19 protein-coding genes are annotated in these 17,912 nt (G+C 56.8%); 10 read left to right on the top strand and 9 right to left on the bottom strand.

Annotated elements, in window-relative coordinates; all coding sequences use genetic code 11:
• Positions 1-75: 75 nt before the first annotated feature.
• The 3 genes from NZ705_06460 to NZ705_06450 are packed head-to-tail and all read right to left on the bottom strand — an operon-like array spanning position 76 to position 1,540.
• Positions 76-480, bottom strand: coding sequence for a hypothetical protein (locus NZ705_06460; protein MCS7292602.1), 405 nt, complete (start codon positions 478-480; stop codon positions 76-78).
• Positions 477-1,181 (bottom strand): cofactor assembly of complex C subunit B, encoded by a 705-nt coding sequence (locus NZ705_06455; protein MCS7292601.1) that lies wholly within the window; start codon positions 1,179-1,181, stop codon positions 477-479. The genes NZ705_06460 and NZ705_06455 overlap by 4 nt, the downstream gene beginning before the upstream one ends.
• A complete protein-coding gene (locus tag NZ705_06450) occupies positions 1,121-1,540 on the bottom strand; it encodes an ATP-binding protein (protein ID MCS7292600.1) in 420 nt (139 codons plus the stop codon). Before NZ705_06450 ends, NZ705_06455 begins: the two co-directional genes overlap by 61 nt.
• Positions 1,541-1,611: 71 nt before the next feature.
• Here NZ705_06450 and NZ705_06445 point away from each other — a divergent pair, with 71 nt between their 5' ends.
• The 4 genes from NZ705_06445 to NZ705_06430 all read left to right on the top strand — a co-directional run bounded on the left by NZ705_06445 (position 1,612) and on the right by NZ705_06430 (position 4,932).
• Entirely contained in the window at positions 1,612-2,673 is a 1,062-nt protein-coding gene (locus NZ705_06445; GenBank protein ID MCS7292599.1) for a ParM/StbA family protein, read from the top strand.
• Between the two features lie 2 nt (positions 2,674-2,675).
• Positions 2,676-3,164, top strand: a complete 489-nt coding sequence (locus NZ705_06440; GenBank protein ID MCS7292598.1) for a hypothetical protein — start codon at positions 2,676-2,678, stop codon at positions 3,162-3,164.
• A 117-nt stretch (positions 3,165-3,281) separates the two neighbouring features.
• Positions 3,282-4,082 (top strand): phosphate ABC transporter ATP-binding protein PstB, encoded by an 801-nt coding sequence (gene pstB / locus NZ705_06435; protein ID MCS7292597.1) that lies wholly within the window; start codon positions 3,282-3,284, stop codon positions 4,080-4,082.
• A 37-nt stretch (positions 4,083-4,119) separates the two neighbouring features.
• The gene (locus tag NZ705_06430; GenBank protein ID MCS7292596.1) at positions 4,120-4,932 is read left to right on the top strand and encodes a thiazole synthase; all 813 of its coding nucleotides are present in this window, start codon (positions 4,120-4,122) and stop codon (positions 4,930-4,932) included.
• 13 nt (positions 4,933-4,945) lie between these two features.
• Here NZ705_06430 and NZ705_06425 read toward each other — a convergent pair whose 3' ends face one another.
• From NZ705_06425 to NZ705_06405, 5 genes are all read right to left on the bottom strand, one after another.
• Positions 4,946-6,598 (bottom strand): hypothetical protein, encoded by a 1,653-nt coding sequence (locus NZ705_06425; GenBank protein ID MCS7292595.1) that lies wholly within the window; start codon positions 6,596-6,598, stop codon positions 4,946-4,948.
• Positions 6,599-6,772: 174 nt separating this feature from the next.
• Positions 6,773-8,032, bottom strand: coding sequence for an ABC transporter permease (locus NZ705_06420; GenBank protein ID MCS7292594.1), 1,260 nt, complete (start codon positions 8,030-8,032; stop codon positions 6,773-6,775).
• Positions 8,032-9,327, bottom strand: a complete 1,296-nt coding sequence (locus tag NZ705_06415) for an efflux RND transporter periplasmic adaptor subunit (GenBank protein ID MCS7292593.1) — start codon at positions 9,325-9,327, stop codon at positions 8,032-8,034. The genes NZ705_06420 and NZ705_06415 overlap by 1 nt, the downstream gene beginning before the upstream one ends.
• A gap of 40 nt (positions 9,328-9,367) precedes the next feature.
• On the bottom strand, positions 9,368-10,861 hold the full coding sequence (locus NZ705_06410) for a hypothetical protein (protein MCS7292592.1): 1,494 nt from the start codon (positions 10,859-10,861) through the stop codon (positions 9,368-9,370).
• Positions 10,858-11,196 carry a P-II family nitrogen regulator gene (locus NZ705_06405; GenBank protein ID MCS7292591.1) on the bottom strand — a complete coding sequence of 113 codons (339 nt, stop codon included), beginning with the start codon at positions 11,194-11,196 and terminating at the stop codon, positions 10,858-10,860. The genes NZ705_06410 and NZ705_06405 overlap by 4 nt, the downstream gene beginning before the upstream one ends.
• Before the next feature lie 73 nt (positions 11,197-11,269).
• Between NZ705_06405 and rsmH the strand changes: the two genes are divergently transcribed.
• The 6 genes from rsmH to gatC are packed head-to-tail and all read left to right on the top strand — an operon-like array spanning position 11,270 to position 16,668.
• Entirely contained in the window at positions 11,270-12,115 is an 846-nt protein-coding gene (gene rsmH, locus NZ705_06400) for a 16S rRNA (cytosine(1402)-N(4))-methyltransferase RsmH (GenBank protein ID MCS7292590.1), read from the top strand.
• A gap of 40 nt (positions 12,116-12,155) precedes the next feature.
• Positions 12,156-13,304 carry a citrate synthase gene (locus NZ705_06395; GenBank protein ID MCS7292589.1) on the top strand — a complete coding sequence of 383 codons (1,149 nt, stop codon included), beginning with the start codon at positions 12,156-12,158 and terminating at the stop codon, positions 13,302-13,304.
• Positions 13,301-14,482 carry a glycosyltransferase family 61 protein gene (locus tag NZ705_06390; protein MCS7292588.1) on the top strand — a complete coding sequence of 394 codons (1,182 nt, stop codon included), beginning with the start codon at positions 13,301-13,303 and terminating at the stop codon, positions 14,480-14,482. The genes NZ705_06395 and NZ705_06390 overlap by 4 nt, the downstream gene beginning before the upstream one ends.
• Before the next feature lie 26 nt (positions 14,483-14,508).
• Complete coding sequence (locus tag NZ705_06385) at positions 14,509-15,849, top strand: glycosyltransferase family 2 protein (protein ID MCS7292587.1); 1,341 nt, start codon at positions 14,509-14,511, stop codon at positions 15,847-15,849.
• Positions 15,850-15,854: 5 nt separating this feature from the next.
• Positions 15,855-16,373 carry a photosystem I assembly protein Ycf3 gene (locus NZ705_06380; GenBank protein MCS7292586.1) on the top strand — a complete coding sequence of 173 codons (519 nt, stop codon included), beginning with the start codon at positions 15,855-15,857 and terminating at the stop codon, positions 16,371-16,373.
• A 1-nt stretch (position 16,374) separates the two neighbouring features.
• Entirely contained in the window at positions 16,375-16,668 is a 294-nt protein-coding gene (gatC, locus tag NZ705_06375; protein MCS7292585.1) for an Asp-tRNA(Asn)/Glu-tRNA(Gln) amidotransferase subunit GatC, read from the top strand.
• Here gatC and NZ705_06370 read toward each other — a convergent pair.
• Positions 16,654-17,880 (bottom strand): hypothetical protein, encoded by a 1,227-nt coding sequence (locus NZ705_06370; protein MCS7292584.1) that lies wholly within the window; start codon positions 17,878-17,880, stop codon positions 16,654-16,656. The two genes, gatC and NZ705_06370, sit on opposite strands and share 15 nt — an antisense overlap.
• Positions 17,881-17,912: the final 32 nt, after the last annotated feature.

Here is a 17,912-nt window from a genome sequence, read left to right as displayed (position 1 = left end):
GCCGCTCTCCCCCGCTCCTGCCGTTAGCCTAACATGCCATCTCCTCGTCCAGGTGAAAAATTGGGGACAAAGTTATTACAAAACCAGTTGCCAATCGCTGTTGTCGCTAGGGCGAGTCGGTTTACTGGTGCTGCCCACCACATACGGTCCCCAGTACCGCCGTGAACCATCCAGGCTAAACGCCACCAGAATATCTCCCGGTTGCAGCGCCAACGGCCCTTCCGGCAGGCTGAGCATCAATCCCTCGCGCTCCCCTTCCCCCGGCGCAAAGTCCCAATGGACTGGTTCCTGGTAACCACCGCCCGGTTTGCGGGCCAGCAACACCAGCCGCAGGGGTTGTTTGCTGCGATTGCTTACCCGCAGTCCTCGGGGATTTTGGTTGGCAACTAGCGATGTCGGTTTAGAACCCCCAGCCAGCACAGTCGGCCAGCCCAACAGCAACCCCGCCACTAGACTGATAGACAGCCCGATTTGCTTCATGAGTGTGCTCCCTGGGTCGCCAGCACCACCGCCAGTTTATCAGCCAAGGCCGCCATCCAGCTTTCTTCCTGTCGCGTGTAACAGCGGGGCCGGTCTGCGCCCACCACCAGCACCCCCCGGCCAGCCATTGGCTGCACAATCACCGCCTGGGTATTCGGGGGCAAATAATCGAATTCCACCCGCCCTGGATAGAGCTTCAAGTCTACCAGATACACCGGTTTTTGTTGCGCCAGGACCCGTTGCAGGATCGGCCCCGGTTGCACCTGCGCCTGCGGCCCCAAGATGCCCCGCCGCAACAAGGTTTGACCATCCCAATAGACCACCACCGTTTTGGTCGGCGTTGTGGTGAGGAGGGTGTGGGATAACCAGGCCAGTTCCTGTTGGATGCACGTCGGCAAATCCGGTTGCATCTCAAAGCCATGGACCCCCACCAATTCAACTGCTTCGGCTGGTTTGGGTTGTATTTGTCGCCACAGGAGACCGGTGAGGATGAGTACAGCGCTCAGGAGAATACCCAGGGCATCAGCGCGGGTTTGGGCGGGGGTAAGCACTTCTGTCAAACTGCGATTGACTAGCAACGCCAGCGCTCCCAGGCTTCCGACGACCAACGGCAACCAGCGCCAATCCCGCATCCGTACTTTCAGCGGCGGGTCACCGACAGGTGCTTGGTCAACTGGAGGCGTTGTCGCCGGTCGCACCATTCCACCCGGTCAAACACCTGATGCAGGATATACAAGCCCCGGCCCGATTCCCAGGACCACTCCGGCCCTTCTGGGCGGCAATCACAATCGCTAGGGCACCCCGGCCCCTGGTCTTCTATGACCCAACACCACCCATCGGTGCGGCCTTCGTAATGCACACGGATGGTCTTACGGGGGTCTAAGTTATTCCCGTGCTTGGCGGCGTTGACCAGCGCCTCCTGCAAGCCTAGGCGGACGAGCGGTAACAGTTCCGGCGGGACATCGGCCAGCAGCAAATCCAACACCGGACTGAGGTACAACGTGGAGGGAAAACTCAACGTCAGTTGCCGGGGACGCACAGGGATTGGGTCAAAGGACAACAGGGTGCTATGCTTAGCTTAGCATTCCGGCGGCTGGGTGCTATCCTTAGCTGTAAATGGTGTTTCCGGCTATGACCAGTAGATATATCGGTCCCCCTACCCTGTTGAGTGTGGACCTGGGGCGCACCGCCATCAAGACCTGTATCAGCAGTGACCCGGATGAAGTATTAGTCATTCCCGCCAACGTTGCCAAACTTACCCTGGAGCAAGTCCGGCAGGGACGGTTTGAAGGGGGCGACCCGCTGCGGGACATGTGGGTAGAATACCAAGGGCGCGCTTACGCCATCGGCCATTTGGCGGCAGATTTTGGCGCAGGGTTAGGGGTTGGGCAATCCAAAATCGAGGACGCCCTGGTCAAAACCTTCGCCTGTATCGGGTATTTCGAGTTGAGCGGCGACCTAGCCATTTCCCTGGGGTTGCCCTACTTGTCGCAGGAGCAATTCGACACGGAAAAACGCCAACTGGTGGCCCAACTGCAAGCGCCCCACGCCCTGGCCTACCGCGGTCGTAGCTTTACCGTCAATGTGGTGAAGGTCTGGGTGATGCCAGAGGGCTATGGCAGCCTGGTCTGGTGTCACAAAAAAGAAAAAGAAACGCTGGACAAGGAAAAAGCCGCTGGGAAGAAGACCGAATCCCTGATCAACCTGCACGTGGCGGTGATTGACATTGGTCACCAGACAACGGACATGCTCAAGGTGGATAAATTTCATTTTGCGCGGGGCACTTCCCGCAGCGAGCAGTTCGGCATGAGCCAGTTTTACGAGCAACTGGCCGCTCAAATCAAAGGGGCAGACAGCGAAGATTTGACTCTGATCGAAGCCGTCCATCGTCCCGAGGGACAGCGGTTCTACCGGCCCCGGGGCGAAAAACCGATTGACCTAGACGACATTCTCCCCCGCATCCGGGCCAATTTCGCCAGGGAACTGTGGGAGCGCATCCGCCAGTGGTTGCCCAGCCAAGTGACCGATGTGATCATCACTGGCGGCGGCGGGGAGTTTTTCTGGAATGACCTCGCGCCTCTGCTGCGGGAATATGGTTTAACGCCCCACCTGGCTGAACCCACCCGTACAGCCAACGCTTTGGGACAATATATCTATGGGCAAGTGCAGTTGAGTAAAGATAAAGGGGCGTAGGGTTGAGCAAACGAGTGAGTCGCTCGATTACCTTTTACCCGACCCCGGAGGATAATGAACTCCTGGAAGAACTTGACCGCCGGGCAGCAGCTCAGCAAATTGCTTTTGGTGAACTGTGCAAAATCGCGCTGCGGCAATTTGTCCAGGGAGCAGGGCATTCCTACAGCGTCACGTTTGGCCCCGAAGAAAAAGCCCTGCAACAACAATTAGATGCCGAACTCGCCGCCCAGGGGATTAGTTTCAGTGACTGGGTCAAACAACGCCTGCAAGCCTCCCCACCCAGTGACCTGGAGCGGCGTCTACAACGGTTAGAGCAGGCAGTTGTGGAATTGCAACAACGCCCCTGGCTGACCCGAGCCGATGTGGAAGCCTTGATCCGGCAACACGTGACTCCGCCCCCCAAGCCCGTCGAACCACCGCCGCCTCCCCCGCCAACCGTTGCCGACCCCCTGATCGCCGAGCTGGGCGCGCTACTCGGGGACGATTTTTAACCTAAATTTAACCGGAGCTTAACCATGGGTGGGTGGCATTGGTTCTTATACTAGGGACGAGTCACTTGAATCTAAACAGGTTCATTGCGTTTATTGCAGCGTTGCAAGGAGCCAGTAATGGGGGCAGAAACAGGAGCACCAGGTAGTGACATTATTCTTCATGCCAAGGTGGATGCGTTCTACTACGGTACGTTCTTGGCGCTCCGCAACATTGACTTACCCATTAAGCGCAACCGGATCACGGCATTTATCGGCCCGTCGGGGTGCGGCAAGAGCACGTTGCTGCGGTGTTTCAACCGGCTGAATGACTTTATCAAGGGCACCCGTCTGGAGGGGCAAATTTTGTTCCATGGCAAGAATATTTACGACCCGTCGGTGGACCCAGTGGCCCTGCGGCGGCGGATCGGCATGGTGTTTCAAAAGCCCAACCCCTTTGCCAAGAGTATTTATGAAAACATTGCCTTTGGGCCGCGCATCAACGGCTACAAGGGGGACATGGACGAGCTAGTGGAACGGGCGTTGCGCCAGGCAGCCTTGTGGGACGAGGTGAAGGACAAGTTGAAGAAACCAGGGACGGCCCTCTCGGGCGGTCAGCAGCAGCGGTTGTGTATTGCGCGGGCGGTGGCGGTGCAGCCGGAAGTAATCTTGATGGACGAACCCTGCTCAGCGCTAGACCCTATTTCCACCCGGCGGATTGAAGACCTGATGCAGGAATTGCGAGACATGTACACCATTGTGATTGTGACCCACAACATGCAGCAGGCGTCGCGGGTGTCGGACTATACCGCCTTCTTCAACGTGGAGATGAAGGAGGGGAGTCGCACCGGTCAGTTGGTGGAATACGACGTGACGGCCAAAATCTTCCAGCAGCCCAGTCACGAAGCAACCCAAGCCTACGTCGGCGGGCGATTCGGCTAACCCGCTAGAATAGAGCCATTGGTTAGATAGGTTGGGCATGGTCGTTGCAGCAGCCCCAGCGGTGGATGAGCTGTGGATTGGGGGCAAGTGTTTCCGGTCGCGCTTATTCACGGGCACAGGGCGTTACCGGAGTGTGGCGGAAATGCAGGCGAGTGTGGCCGCCAGTGGTTGTGAGATGGTAACGGTGGCGGTGCGGCGCGTGCAGGACCAAGCCCCCGGTCACATCGGGCTAGTCGAGGCATTAGACTGGAGTCGGCTGTGGCTATTGCCCAATACAGCGGGGTGTCGCACTGCGGAAGAGGCGATTCGCATCGCACGCCTGGGACGGGAAATGGCCAAGGTACTTGGCCAGGAAGACAACAACTTTGTCAAGTTAGAGGTCATTCCCGACCCCAAGTACCTGTTGCCGGACCCGATTGGCACGTTACGGGCGGCGGAACAACTGGTGAAGGAGGGCTTTACCGTCTTGCCCTACATCAATGCCGACCCGGTGTTGGCCCGCCAGTTGGAGGAAATTGGTTGTGCCACAGTGATGCCCCTCGGGTCGCCGATTGGCTCGGGTCAAGGATTGCGCAACGCCAGTAACATCGCCATCATCATTGAGCAGGCGAAAGTGCCGGTGGTAATCGATGCGGGGATTGGGACTCCCAGTGAAGCGGCCCAGGCGATGGAAATGGGTGCGCAGGCGGTGCTGGTCAATACAGCCATTGCCCAGGCCCAGGACCCTCCCCGCATGGCGGCGGCGATGCGTTTAGCGGTGGAAGCAGGACGTTTGGCCTTTTTGGCGGGGCGCATTCCCGTCAAGTCCTACGCCACACCCAGCTCGCCCATGACCCAGCGGGTGGAGTGAATTGCTGCGACAGCTAAGCAACCCCCCGTTGCTGAGGGTTGCCCCCGGTGGCGGATTTGATAGCCAGCTCAAACGCTTGCCTCAGATGACCCAGATTCGCAAACGTTAGTTCATATCGTTGAGACAAATTCTCCAGGTCCTGATCGGCAACGTCAACCGCCAGCATGATAAATTGCTCAGGTGGTATGCCCAAGGACTGTCGCAAGTCCTGATACTTTCTGATTCTCTCTGCGTAGTCACCGGTTTTGCACTCGATAACGACCAATCCACAGTGCTGACTGGTCTGGTCCAAATTTGAACTTGGTGCTTGGGGCAAGTGAATCAGGTCAAACTCGCCCTGTTGCCCACCTAAAGACGTGTACTTCAAGTTTTTCAACCAGCCATCCTCCACGCGGTAGTGCTCAGTAATAAAGTTATGGACGTACATCTCCAGCCATTTACCATTCAAGAAGTTGATGAACTCAAAATTGTCGTTTAGCTGACCCTGAACAGACCTTGCCTGAGCTAGGGGACCTAGCCCCGTGATATAGCCTCTAGCTCTCAACGTGCCAAGAAAGTTGTTGATACACTGCCTATCATCGGTAGTTTGATATCTATAGCTGAATCTTCTATCTGCTACTTGACAGGCTCTTTTAAGTTCTCGATAAATTCCCTTGAGTCTATCAAAATTCTCGCCCAGTGACCTGGCAATTCTCCGCAAGGGAGACAAGTATCCGCCAGAAGTGAGATGGTTAGCTGCAGGGTCGTAGTGAGGTATGATGTAGGCTATGTACAACTTCAGAAGTAACTGGGTATTGAGATAGCCCACCGAATCGCAACCTCGGGTTAACTGGCGGATAATCTGCTCCTGCTGAGCACGTTCATGAACTTCCTTCTGAGCAATCAATCTTTGAAGTGTATTTTGAGTATTTTCGAGTTCCTGAAGAGTTTGGATTTTGTTTTGATACTCGCGGATTTCATTTCGATAATTAGATATGGCTCTTTCCAGTTCATCAAGTGCCCGTTTTAATTCACAGTTCTCACATTGAGTCTGGAGTAGCTGTTGCCGTGATTCTGCTAGGGCTTCAGCGACCTGATGTCGCTCTTTTTCGAGCCGTTGCTTTTCCTGCCTGTAGTGCTGCTGACTAAGGTGAAAAGCATTCCAACCAATAATCCCAACTGCCCCTAGGAACACAGCACTGATGCAGGTCAATGTATAGAGAAAACGGTCATCCCGCAGCTCAAAAGGATTCTGGGACCATATCGCTAAATCTTCGATAAATGAACGAGGCACTCTCCTAACGTAATAGACTCGGCCAATCACGCGACCTTGGGGTTGAACTGGGTAGGGCGTCGGCGCTTTGGCTGCATAGCTGGTGTAAAACTTTTGGGGTTGGGTAGGTGGAGGGTCAAACAGCAGGTCGTAGGGGTGATGGTCTAACTGTAAATTTCTGGTCCAACGGTCTTCGCTCCTGGACATGGCGATGATTTGGCGACCATCGGCATCTGTGACCACCAGCCCAAAAAAGCCGTAGCCACTGTCCAGTGTCCGTTGCAGCTCCGTTAGGTCGCCCCGCAGTAGATCAAGGGAAAGCTTAGTAGGCAGCGTGTGACTCAGGATATTAAAATCTACCGTCTGGACCTGAAACATTAATTCATTCCAGTGGTAGTCATGGAGGCGGTACATGAAATAGCTGCCACCTCCTGCTACAGCCACTATAACCACGAGTCCCCGCCAGCTAAATGGATTAAACAACTGCCTGAGAAATTGCCAACGTCCTGAGGCGGGCATTGTTGAAATAGCTGGCAACGGGTTTACCCATAGTTATAACGGCTGCGGGTGTGAAAGTCCACTTCAATATCACTCCGTCCTAAGGGCCACAATTGGGTCCAAGCGGGCTGCATATTGGGCGGGGGCCACACCAGCTACCAATCCTACAGCGATTGACAGCACGAGCGATGCGCCAATCGCCCAGGGTGCCAACACAAACGGAATCCGCAGCACTTGGGCAGCCCCATAGGCCAAAGCCACCCCCAGCAGCAGTCCCACGATTCCCCCGCCCAGCGAAACCAACACGGCTTCGACTAAAAACTGCTGCAGGATTGCCGCTTGCGTTGCCCCCACCGCTTTGCGGATACCAATCTCACGGGTGCGTTCCACGACGGATACCAGCATGATGTTGGCAATCCCGATACCTCCCACCACCAGCGATATAGCAGCAATGGCTCCCACCATCACAGTCAGCAGGCCCGTAATCGTTGTAAAGGCGCTAATGATGTCCCCTTGATTGTTGATGCGAAAGTCATCAGGCTGGGGCGGGTAAATGTTGTGGCGAATGCGCAAGAGATTAGTGATCTGAAACTGGGCGGCCTCCATTTCCGATTCATCAGCCACCTGCACCCAGAACCCACTGATAGCGATGCCTTGGAGCGCGTTTTGCCCAACGATGCGAGCGGCCATGTTCTTCAGGGGGATAAACACCTGATCGTCCTGGTCAAAGCCGCCGGTGGTGCCCTTGGGCGCTAGCACACCAATCACCTCGTAGCGGTCTCCCTGAATCCGTACCGATTTGCCCAGAGGCGACTCCCGCCCAAACAAATCCCGCGCGACCGTTGCCCCCAGCACGACCACTGACTGGGCCGTGTCCAACTCCATCGGGGTAAACACTCGTCCTTGGGCCACTTCAAACTGGCGGACCTCCCAGAAGTGCTCATCCACCCCGTTGACCAGGGTGAAGGTGTTTTCCGTGCCGTAGGTGACCTGGCGCTGGCGCGTGAGATAGGGCGCCACTAGCTGTACCGATGGCGCTTGGGCCGCAACGGCTCGGGCATCTTCCCAGGTCAAAGTGCTGGTGGTTCCACCCGCCTGGGCAATCCCGCGCACCCGTGGCGGCGTCCCCTGCACCTGGAGCAAATTCGTCCCCAGATTCTGAATTTCCCGCGCCGTGGCCAACTGCACCCCTTGCCCGACCGAGGTCACCACCATGACGGATGCAATGCCAATCACCACGCCCAGCATGGTCAGAAACGCCCGCAACCGGTGCGCTCCCAGCGAACGCCAGGCCATCTGGAGTACATCCCACCCACTGACAGGCGGCGGTTGCTTGAGCCAGGACTTCATCAGCGACGCGGCGGGCCTAATCCCGGAATCAAGGGAGCCAGTTGGGTCTGCGGGCGTTCACCCCTGGGAAAACTCAACAGCACCCGGTCGCCCGCTTGCAGTCCTTCCTTCACCACGGTCTTGTCCCCCACACTGATGCCGGTGCGGATGGGTTGGAATTGGGGCGGGTCGGTCGCTAGGAATACACCCGTGCGTCGCTCGCGCCGGACAATCGCCACGGTCGGCACTACCAGGGCATTCCGGAGCGTGCCCACCTGAAAAAGCACCGACGTGCTCATCCCTGCCCGTAGCTTTTGCTGGGGGTCGCGGACAGCCAAACGCACTTCAAAGCTATTCACGTTCTGCTCTAGCACCGACTGCACCGCAATCCGCGTCACGCGCCCAGTAAAGGGGGTATCTGGGTAAGCATCGGCAATGATTTTGGCTGTTTGACCCAAGCGCAACTGGGGCAAGACTGTCTCTGGCACCTTGGCAACCACCTGGTTGGGAGCAACCAGGGCCAACACCGACGACGACGTAGCCGACGCCACCGTACTCCCTGACGTGGTGGGAGTGACAAAGGCTCCTGGTTCCGCATAGATCCGGCTCACTACACCCGCAAAGGGCGCCCGCAAGATTGTGTCGTTGAGTTGGGCTTGGACCACCTGGAGCACCCCTTGGGCCTGGAGTAATTGCGCCCGCGCCTGGGCAATCTCCTCGGGGCGAAAACCGGCTTTTAATAAATCCAACTGCTGTTGGGCCTGTCGCAAGCGAGCCTGGAGCTGGTCCCGTTCCGTGCGTGCCCGGTCAAACTCCTGGCGCGAGATTGCCCCCTGGTTCCAGAGCGTTTGGGAGCGCAGAAAGTCGAACTCTGCCCGTTGCAACGCTGCTTGCACTTCGGCAACCTGGGCCTGGGCTTGGGCAATTTCCTGGCGCCGGTTGCCCGCCAGAAGCCGCTGGAGATTGGCCTGGGCCGCTTTCACCTGGGCTTGCGCTTGCGTCAATTGCCCGCGCAGATTGCTGTCGTCCATTACCGCCAAGATTTGCCCCGCTGCCACCCGGTCGCCCTCTTGAACGCGCAACTCCTTGACAATCCCAGCCGTTTTGGGACTGATGTTGATGGTGCGTTCGGGGCGGACTTCGCCGTTGACCTGGACGGTGACAGGTAAGGTCTCGCGGGTGACAACGGCAGTTTTCAAAGGTGATTTGGGTTTAGGCCGAGGGCGAGCTATCCACCACCAGAGACCCCCGGCAATTAGGGCAGCGACGCCCACTAACGGTACAACGCGCTTGACTGGCTTGAGGGTTTTGAACACAATTTGCTTCCCGAGCACCCCACCTGCATTTTAGACAGTCTCAGGCGTCAGCGCACCGATATTCGCCGATAACCCGCAAGATGGGTTCCGTGTTGGAGGGGCGCAACGATAACCAGGCATTGGGGGTCGCGAGTTTAATCCCATCCGTTGTGTCGAGCGTTAAGGCGGAAAAATCCAGCGCTTGCCACAGATGGGAGAGACGGGGATGGTGCGCCTGGGCTATGACAGGTGAGGGGCCGCAGTGGATTTCTACAACCAGTTGCTCCCCGCTGACCGCTAGGGTAATCGCCTGCTGACCTTGCCCGATGACAAGGCGTTGGGGTTGGGTTGTCACTGGTGGCAATTTCTGTTGCCATTGCTGGAACAGTTGACGCAGGGGTTCCGTAGAGGCTCCAGCAGGGGCCAGTTTGAGTTTCACGCTCTGCCAAGGGGGAAGGGCTTGCACCAGTTCCGAGAGCGTGCGCCCTGTCGTCGCCAGCCAACTGAGAATCAAGCCCATTGCCCCCAAGCCATCGCGAGCGAGATGCACCTGGGGCACAATCACCCCGCCGCTGCCTTCGCCCCCCAAAATCGCTTGATGCGCTTGCACACCTGCGACTACGTGACGTTCTCCCACCGCTGTGCGGATGATGTTGGCGTGGGGACTTAGGGACTCTAGAGCGTGGGTGGTGACGACGTTGACCACAATCGGGCCGCCAGGATAGCGATGGAGTCGTTCTTGCGCACAGAGGACCACGGTATGCTCTTCGCTAACGGCGTTGCCTTGCTCATCCACCAGCACCAACCGGTCACCATCGGGGTCAGCGGCAAATCCCACATCACAATGGGCTGCGCGCACTAGCCGTCTCAAGGTCTCCAAATGGGTGGGCAACGGCTCCGGTTCGCGGCTGAAATACCCGTGCAATTCCGTGTGACAGGCAATCACGTCGCAGCCGAGCGCCTGGAGAAACCCCTGCCACAGCACCGCCCCGCTGTTGCAGGCATCCAACGCCACCCGAAACCGCCGCGCCCGTATCTGCTCGACGGGTAGGATGCTCAGTACCGCGTTTTGATGGGCGATAAACGCATCGGGACAAGGGGTTACCGTTGCCACCTGGTCGAGGGGAACTTCCGGGGTGTGTAATTTTTGCCGTTGCCTTTCTAAGGCGCGCCAGTCCGATTCGGATAAAAAAAATCCTGCTGAATCGAGAAATTTCAGACCGTTCCAAGGGGGGGGATTATGACTGGCTGTGACCATGACACCGCCATGCAAAGCTGCTCCCCGACTCACGGTAAATTGCAGGGTTGGTGTCAGGGTTAATCCCAAATCCACCACTTGGCAACCGACACTCAGCAGGCCCGCTCGTGCCAAATCAGCTATCATAGGGGACGAATTCCGGCCATCCCGCCCCAGCGCAACCGCCGGTCGGCTATGCTGTGCGCGCAACCACTGCCCAAACGCCTGCACGTAGCTGAGAAGGGTCGCCGGGGTCAGGTTTTCCGCCTGGTTATCTATCGTTCCCCGTAACCCGCTAATCCCAGCTTTGAGGGTCATATCGCTTCGCCGTCGCGTTCCCCAGTGCGGATGCGGATCGCGCCTTCGATGGGGGTAATAAAAATCTTGCCATCGCCAATTTCTCCCGTCCGGGCCGCCGCCATGATCTTGTCAATTACCAGGTCCACCTGGTCGTCTTCGACCACAATTTCTAACTTGAGTTTTTGTAAAAATTCCACGGTGTATTCCGACCCGCGATATCGTTCGGTTTGTCCCCGTTGCCGGCCAAAGCCCCGCACTTCGGAAACCGTCATGCCCACAATACCCGCATTCACCAGCGCAATTTTTACTTCATCGAGTTTGAAGGGACGGATGATCGCTTCAATCTTTTTCATAGCTACCTATCAACCCGCTGCTGACCTTGACCTTGCTGTTTTAGCATTGGCCGGAAGGAGTAACTTGTAACTCATGATACCGGATGCTGGTCACATTCCCGTACTGCCCCAGGCGGTGTTGACCTACTTGCAGCCGCAACCAGGCCAGCATTTTTTGGATGCGACGGTGGGCTTGGGAGGCCACAGCGAACTCCTGCTGCAAACGCCGGGGATACGCTTGACGGCGATAGACCGGGATGCCCAAGCGCTGGCGCTAGCCCAACAACGGTTGCGGGGGTATGACGTGACCTGGTGGCATGGGAATTACGCAGATTATCCGGGGGGTGAATTCGACGGCATTTTGGCCGACTTGGGGGTGAGTTCGTTGCAGTTGGACACACCGGAACGGGGCTTTAGTTTCCGTCACGCCGGGCCGCTGGATATGCGCATGGACCCGCAACAACAGGAAACCGCCGCCGATTGGGTCAATCACGCCAGCGAAACGGAGTTGGTTGAGTTGTTGAGCCGCTACGGGGAAGTGCCCTACGCGCGCCGGATTGCTCGCCAGATGGTGCAAAAGCGCCCGTTTCACGACACCCAAGCCCTAGCGGACGTCATTTGGTACGCGGTTCCCCCGTCTGCTCGTTACGGACGGATTCACCCAGCGACCCAGGTGTTTCAGGCGCTGCGCATTGCCGTCAACCGGGAGTTGGAGAGTTTGGAACGGTTTTTACAGCGGGCGCCGGGCTGGCTCAAACCAGGAGGACGGCTGGTCATCATCAGTTTTCACAGTCTGGAAGACCGGTTGGTGAAATGGGCGTTTCGCCGGGATGAGCGGCTGGAGATTGTGACGCCCAAGCCCGTGACCCCTGATTCCCAAGAGCGACAGTCCAACCCCCGTTCTCGGTCAGCGAAACTACGGGCGGCGGTGCGGCGATAATATAATGGGCGAATTGAAATGGGCGACTAGGTAACGTTGCATGACCACGCTAGCCTGTGAATACCGTCCGGGGTTGGAAGGGGTGCCGGTAACCCAATCTAGCATCAGTTATGTGGATGGGCAAAACGGCATTTTGGAATATCGCGGGATTCGCATTGAAGAATTGGCGGCCAAAAGCAGTTTTTTAGAAGTTGCTTATTTGTTGATTTGGGGGCACTTGCCAACCGCGAGTGAGTTGCAGGCGTTTGAACGGGAAATTACCTATCACCGGCGGGTGAAATATCGCATCCGGGACATGATGAAATGTTTTCCCGAAAGCGGTCACCCAATGGATGCGCTCCAGGCATCGGCGGCGGCGTTGGGCTTGTTTTACTCGCGGCGAGCGTTAGATGATCCAGCCTACATTCGCGCGGCGGTGGTGCGGTTACTGGCAAAAATTCCCACGATGGTGGCGGCCTTTCAACACATCCGCAAAGGCAATGACCCCGTGCAACCCCGCGACGACCAGAATTACGCGGCCAATTTTCTCTACATGTTGCGCGAACAAGTTCCCCATCCCTTAGAAGCGCGCGTGTTAGATGCCTGTTTCATTCTCCACGCTGAACACACCATCAATGCGTCCACCTTTGCGGCGATGGTGACGGCTTCAACGCTAACCGATCCCTACGCCGTAGTGGCGTCAGCGGTGGGGACGCTAGCGGGGCCGTTGCACGGGGGAGCTAATGAAGACGTGATGCAGATGATTGAAGAAATCGGCTCCGTGGAAAACGTAGAACCCTACATTGACCGGTTGTTGGAGAAAAAGGCGCGGATTCCGGGATTTGGACACCGGGTATATAAGGTAAAAGACCCCCGCGCCACTATTTTGCAAAATCTCGCCAAGGAATTGTTTGATGAGTTTGGGGCCGATGCATACTACGACATTGCCCTAGAAATTGAGCGGGTGGTGGTGGACCGCTTGGGTCATAAAGGCATTTATCCCAACGTGGATTTCTATTCCGGTTTGGTCTATCGGAAGTTGGGGATTCCCAACGATTTATTCACGCCGGTGTTTGCCATTGCGCGGGTAGCGGGGTGGTTGGCTCACTGGAAAGAACAACTCAATCACAATCGCATTTTCCGGCCCACCCAAATCTATGTGGGTGAACATAACCGCCCCTACATTCCCATCGAAGAACGGTCGGAATGATTGCCACCTTCAAAGCGCAAGTCTGGCGACCCCTGCGACGCTATGTTACCCGAGCGGCTCTGAACACCTGGGGACAAGTTCCGGCGCATGGGTACTGGGAATCAGTCCAGACCTATCAGCAGCATCATCCCGACCAGGCGGAGTATCAAATCATCATTCCTGGACACTCCGAAACCATCCAGCCACCCTGGACATTGCCTGGCGTGACGCTTCCACCCACTTTTCAGCAAACGGAATTCCAGGTGCCGGATGCGGTTTGTTATCGAGTGAACAATGGGCGAGTAGCGAGTCAGTACGGAGATGTGATTGCTGCAGATGGACAGTTAATTTATGACAACTGGGAAGAACCACAACGACGGCCCCAAGAACACACGGTCTGCACATCTTACTTTCCACAGCCCAAACAATTGCACCAAACACTAGGCGTAATTGCGGGCGTCAAAGGCGGGTCCAATTATTACCACTTTCTGGTGGATGTTCTGCCGCGCCTTTACCTGCTCAAGCAATCACAGTTCTGGTCAGAGATTCAAGTGTGTTATGTGAATCGCCTGTCGCCGAGATTGCGAAAGTTGTGCCCAGTTTTGGCTGCTGCCGGTTTAACTGATAAACAAGTTTTTTGGGCGGACCAGCACAGTCATGTACAAGCGCAGGCGGTGGTGGCTACATCGCTAACGGGCTTGCCAGGGATGTCCTACTTCAAACCGCGTTGGGTGTTTGAGTTTTTGCGAGCTACCTATTTACCCCAGGCGCAATTACCGGCCCAACCCCAACCCCGCATCTACATCAGTCGGTCGCGCGCGCATTTTCGCCGGGTGATTAACGAGCCAGAAGTGCTGGAGGTGCTCAGCCGGTGGGGCTATCAACCTGTGTGGTTAGAGGATTTGAGTTTTCCTGAGCAGGTGGGCTTATTTCAGCAGGCCAGACGGATTATTGCTCCCCATGGCGCCGGTCTCGCCAATCTGGTTTGGTGTTCCCCAGGCGCGAAGGTGCTGGAGTTTTTTTCGCCCACGTATCAACCGGAATGTTATTGGGTCATGGCGCGGCAGATGGGTTTGGATTACGGGTGTTTGATTGGGCAAGCGGCGATGACCCATTCCGACCACCGGCAACACTCAATTCGGATAGACAGCCAAGCACTGGCGCAAGCCCTAGCGTGGTTGGAATCGGACGGGCTATAGTGAGGGCAAAGGTGCAGGAGGGATGGATGGCCATCGAACAGGTCTGGGAACAACCGGAATGCTACGACCCTGCTCCCCGTGATTTCAATCGCTATGGGCAAGGGCGGCGGCGCAAGGCGGTGGTGGTGCTCTCCCTAGTCTGGGGCGGGACGATTGCCCTGCACTGGGTATCCTGGGGTTCCTGGGTCGTCTGGCTATTGACGACAGTGATGGGTGTGCAGGCGCTACGTCTGTTGTGGGCCAAGGTATCTCCCCCGACCGCACCGGCGCTGGAAGATGATGCTGAAATGCCCTTGGTGAGCCTATTAGTGGCGGCTAAAAATGAAGAGGCAGTGATTGAGCGATTGGTGCGGTCCTTGTGCCAGTTGGACTACCCCGATTACGAAGTGTGGGTGATTGACGATGCCAGCACCGACGCCACAGGCCGGATTTTGGATGAGTTGTGCGCCGAATACCCCCAACTCCATGTATTACACCGGCGACCGGAGGCTGGCGGCGGTAAGTCAGGGGCCTTGAACGAGGGATTGCGGCTCAGTCGCGGCGAAATTATCGGGGTGTTTGACGCCGATGCCCAGGTGTCACCCGATTTATTGCGCTGGATTGTGCCCCTGTTTCGCCAGCCCCACATCGGCGCTGTGCAGGTGCGCAAAGCGATTGCGCCAGGACCCAAAAACTGGTGGTTGCGCGGCCAGCAAATCGAGATGGTGTTGGATGCGTTTTTGCAACAACAACGGCGGCGGCTGGGCGGTGTAGCCGAGCTGCGGGGCAATGGGCAATTTGTGCGGCGGTCGGCGCTGCAACGGGTGGGGGGATGGAACGAGGCGACGCTCACCGATGACCTAGACCTAACATTCCGGCTGCACCTGGACGATTGGGATATTGAGTTCTTGTTTACCCCCAGCGTGCTGGAAGAGGGTGTGACCACATTCCGGGCGCTGTGGCATCAACGCAATCGCTGGGCGGAAGGGGGGTATCAACGCTACCTGGACTACTGGCGGCCTTGGCTGCTGTGGCCCTGGGGCTGGGTTAAACGCTGGGATAGCGGCATGTCCTACGTCAGCCAGTACCTGCTGCCGGCGGCCACTATTCCCGATGGGCTGATGGCGTTGTGGACAAAGCACCCACCGTTGCTCTGGCCTTTGACGGGCGTCATGCTGCTACTGTTTTGCGGGTCCACCTGGCGGGGATTGGCACAACTGGAGGGCAAAACATCCCGCTGGCGACTGCTTGGCGCGTCGTTGCGGATGATGGTGTATATGCTGCACTGGCTGCCGGTAGTGGCGACGATGATGATGCGCGTGGCGGTCCGGCCCAAGCGGTTAAAATGGGTAAAGACAGTGCATGTTCAGTACACGGTGGAATCCTAGCCCCTATGCCCCGCTCGCAGCGCAACGATAATTTCATTGACAAAACCTTTACGGTACTGGCGGATTTGTTGCTCAAGCTATTGCCGGCCAGTCCCAAGGAAAAAGCGGCGTTTGCCTATTACCGGGATGGGATGAACGCCCAGGCGGAAGGGGAATATGCGGAAGCGCTCAAAAATTATGAAGAGGCCCTGGCGCTCGAAGACGACCCCTACGACCGCAGTTTTATCCTGTACAACATTGGTTTGATTCACACCAGCAACGGCGACCACGAAAAAGCGCTGGCATACTATCATCAAGCGTTGGAACTCAACCCCCGCATGCCCCAGGCGCTCAACAACATTGCGGTTATTTATCACTACCAGGGGGAGCAGGCGAAAGCCGCTAATCAACCCGAATTAGCAGAGGAATTATTCGACAAAGCGGCGGAATACTGGCGCGAGGCGATTCGTTTAGCCCCCAACAACTACATCGAAGCTCAGAACTGGTTAAAAACCACTGGACGCGGCAATATCGAGGTGTTTTGAGATGACCATGACCCCCGAAGAAACGGCGCAATTGGCTCACCTGGCGCGGCTGGCTTTAACCCCAGAAGAAATTGAGACATTTAGCCAACAACTGGGGTCCATCCTGGACTACATGGCCCAAATCCAGCAATTTGACCTGCGGGATGTGCCCCCGACCATGCACGCGGTGGATACATCCAACGTACTGCGCCCCGACGAACCCATTCCTTCAACCTTGACTGACGCGCTCCTGCAAGCGGCCCCTGCGCCTGAAGACCGCTTTTTCCAAGTGCCGCAAATTCTACGGGAGAGCTAATTTTCGGGCCAGCGCCAGCGCATCTTGCCGGTTAGCAATTTCTCCCTGCGCATGGGCCAATGCTAGCGCCCGCAGTAGCTCGCCAATCTGAGGGCCAGGTGGCAAGTTGAGATGTTCCATCAAGTCGTGACCCGTTACCAGGGGCAAAGCATGGGCCACGGGGTCGTTGGGGTCGCTGTAGCGCTCTAACCAGGGCCATACCTGCGCTTCGGGATAGCTCCGCACCAGCGCCAACGCCACTAATCCGGGCAAGACGTCCCCTGCCTGTTGGAACATCTCGAATTGGTCAGCGATGGCGGGGGGAGATAGCTGGAGTAACGCAGCAAAACGCGGCCACAGGCGCACGAATTTTACCAGGTACTCAACTTCAGCGCGGCTGTAGCGCAGGCGAGTTAAGGTTTGTTCCACATCCACCGGGTTGTCGTTCAACAAACAGCGCAATTTCAGCGTCTGTAACACGGAACGGTCGGCCCGCAATTCCCGCGCTAGATAAGGGCTAATTTGGGGGTAGGTCATCACAACTTCATCCCAACGGGGGAGTAGCGTCAACCATGCGGGTTGAATGTTAGGAAACCAGGGTTTGAGCGCGCCGTCTTGTTCCGCACAAAAAAGCCAATGAGAACTGTGGGGTTCCGCCAGCAGTAGGTTCAATTCTGTTTGGACTCGTTCAGGAGCGACCCGGGCCAAATAGGGCGCGCAATCTTTCAGGGTTTGTTGCGTGAGGGGTTCGATGGCAAAGTGCAATTGGGCCGCCAAGCGATAGGCGCGTAAAACTCGCAAGGGGTCCCGGCGCAAGTTATCGGGATGTACCATGCGAATCGTTTGGGCCTGTAAATCCTTTTGCCCGTTAAAGGGGTCATAAAAGGTGCGGGCGGTGTAATCCCAAGCGATGGCATTGATCGTAAAGTCTCGCTGGCGCAGATCACTCTCAATATCTGGCCCCTGCATTGCGCTTAAATCTACGGTGACCTGGGGGAAAACGAGACGGGCAATTTGGCGGTCGGCATCTAACACCACAAAACCAGTGCGGTATTTACGGGATAAATGGCGACCGAGCCGCAGGACATCCGTTTGACAAATAAGGTCTAAATCCCAGCTCTTTTTTGTACGCCCTAGTAATCCATCCCGCACTGCGCCGCCGACCAAGTAACCGTGAGGGGGTAAATCGGTAAGGGCAAATGGCCAGGTTTGGGGATTAAATGGATGGAGCATAGATGTTGGAGAACTTTCACCCAATGAAATTT

The sequence above is a fragment of the Gloeomargarita sp. SKYB120 genome (genome assembly GCA_025062155.1).
GTDB lineage: Bacteria > Cyanobacteriota > Cyanobacteriia > Gloeomargaritales > Gloeomargaritaceae > Gloeomargarita.
Note: the sequence above shows the minus strand (reverse complement) of the source record. Positions and strands in the feature narration are given on the sequence as shown.

Bases quoted from the DNA above. Each gene is read 5' to 3' on its own strand.
- pstB (MCS7292597.1), top strand. From the start codon at position 3,282: ATGGGGGCAGAAACAGGAGCACCAGGTAGTGACATTATTCTTCATGCC.
- NZ705_06445 (MCS7292599.1), top strand. From the start codon at position 1,612: ATGACCAGTAGATATATCGGTCCCCCTACCCTGTTGAGTGTGGACCTG.
- rsmH (MCS7292590.1), top strand. From the start codon at position 11,270: ATGATACCGGATGCTGGTCACATTCCCGTACTGCCCCAGGCGGTGTTG.
- NZ705_06395 (MCS7292589.1), top strand. From the start codon at position 12,156: ATGACCACGCTAGCCTGTGAATACCGTCCGGGGTTGGAAGGGGTGCCG.
- NZ705_06420 (MCS7292594.1), bottom strand. From the start codon at position 8,032: ATGAAGTCCTGGCTCAAGCAACCGCCGCCTGTCAGTGGGTGGGATGTA.
- NZ705_06405 (MCS7292591.1), bottom strand. From the start codon at position 11,196: ATGAAAAAGATTGAAGCGATCATCCGTCCCTTCAAACTCGATGAAGTA.
- NZ705_06455 (MCS7292601.1), bottom strand. From the start codon at position 1,181: ATGGTGCGACCGGCGACAACGCCTCCAGTTGACCAAGCACCTGTCGGT.
- gatC (MCS7292585.1), top strand. From the start codon at position 16,375: ATGACCATGACCCCCGAAGAAACGGCGCAATTGGCTCACCTGGCGCGG.
- NZ705_06390 (MCS7292588.1), top strand. From the start codon at position 13,301: ATGATTGCCACCTTCAAAGCGCAAGTCTGGCGACCCCTGCGACGCTAT.
- NZ705_06370 (MCS7292584.1), bottom strand. From the start codon at position 17,880: ATGCTCCATCCATTTAATCCCCAAACCTGGCCATTTGCCCTTACCGAT.
- NZ705_06425 (MCS7292595.1), bottom strand. From the start codon at position 6,598: ATGTACCGCCTCCATGACTACCACTGGAATGAATTAATGTTTCAGGTC.
- NZ705_06460 (MCS7292602.1), bottom strand. From the start codon at position 480: ATGAAGCAAATCGGGCTGTCTATCAGTCTAGTGGCGGGGTTGCTGTTG.
- NZ705_06385 (MCS7292587.1), top strand. From the start codon at position 14,509: ATGGCCATCGAACAGGTCTGGGAACAACCGGAATGCTACGACCCTGCT.
- NZ705_06410 (MCS7292592.1), bottom strand. From the start codon at position 10,861: ATGACCCTCAAAGCTGGGATTAGCGGGTTACGGGGAACGATAGATAAC.
- NZ705_06430 (MCS7292596.1), top strand. From the start codon at position 4,120: ATGGTCGTTGCAGCAGCCCCAGCGGTGGATGAGCTGTGGATTGGGGGC.
- NZ705_06380 (MCS7292586.1), top strand. From the start codon at position 15,855: ATGCCCCGCTCGCAGCGCAACGATAATTTCATTGACAAAACCTTTACG.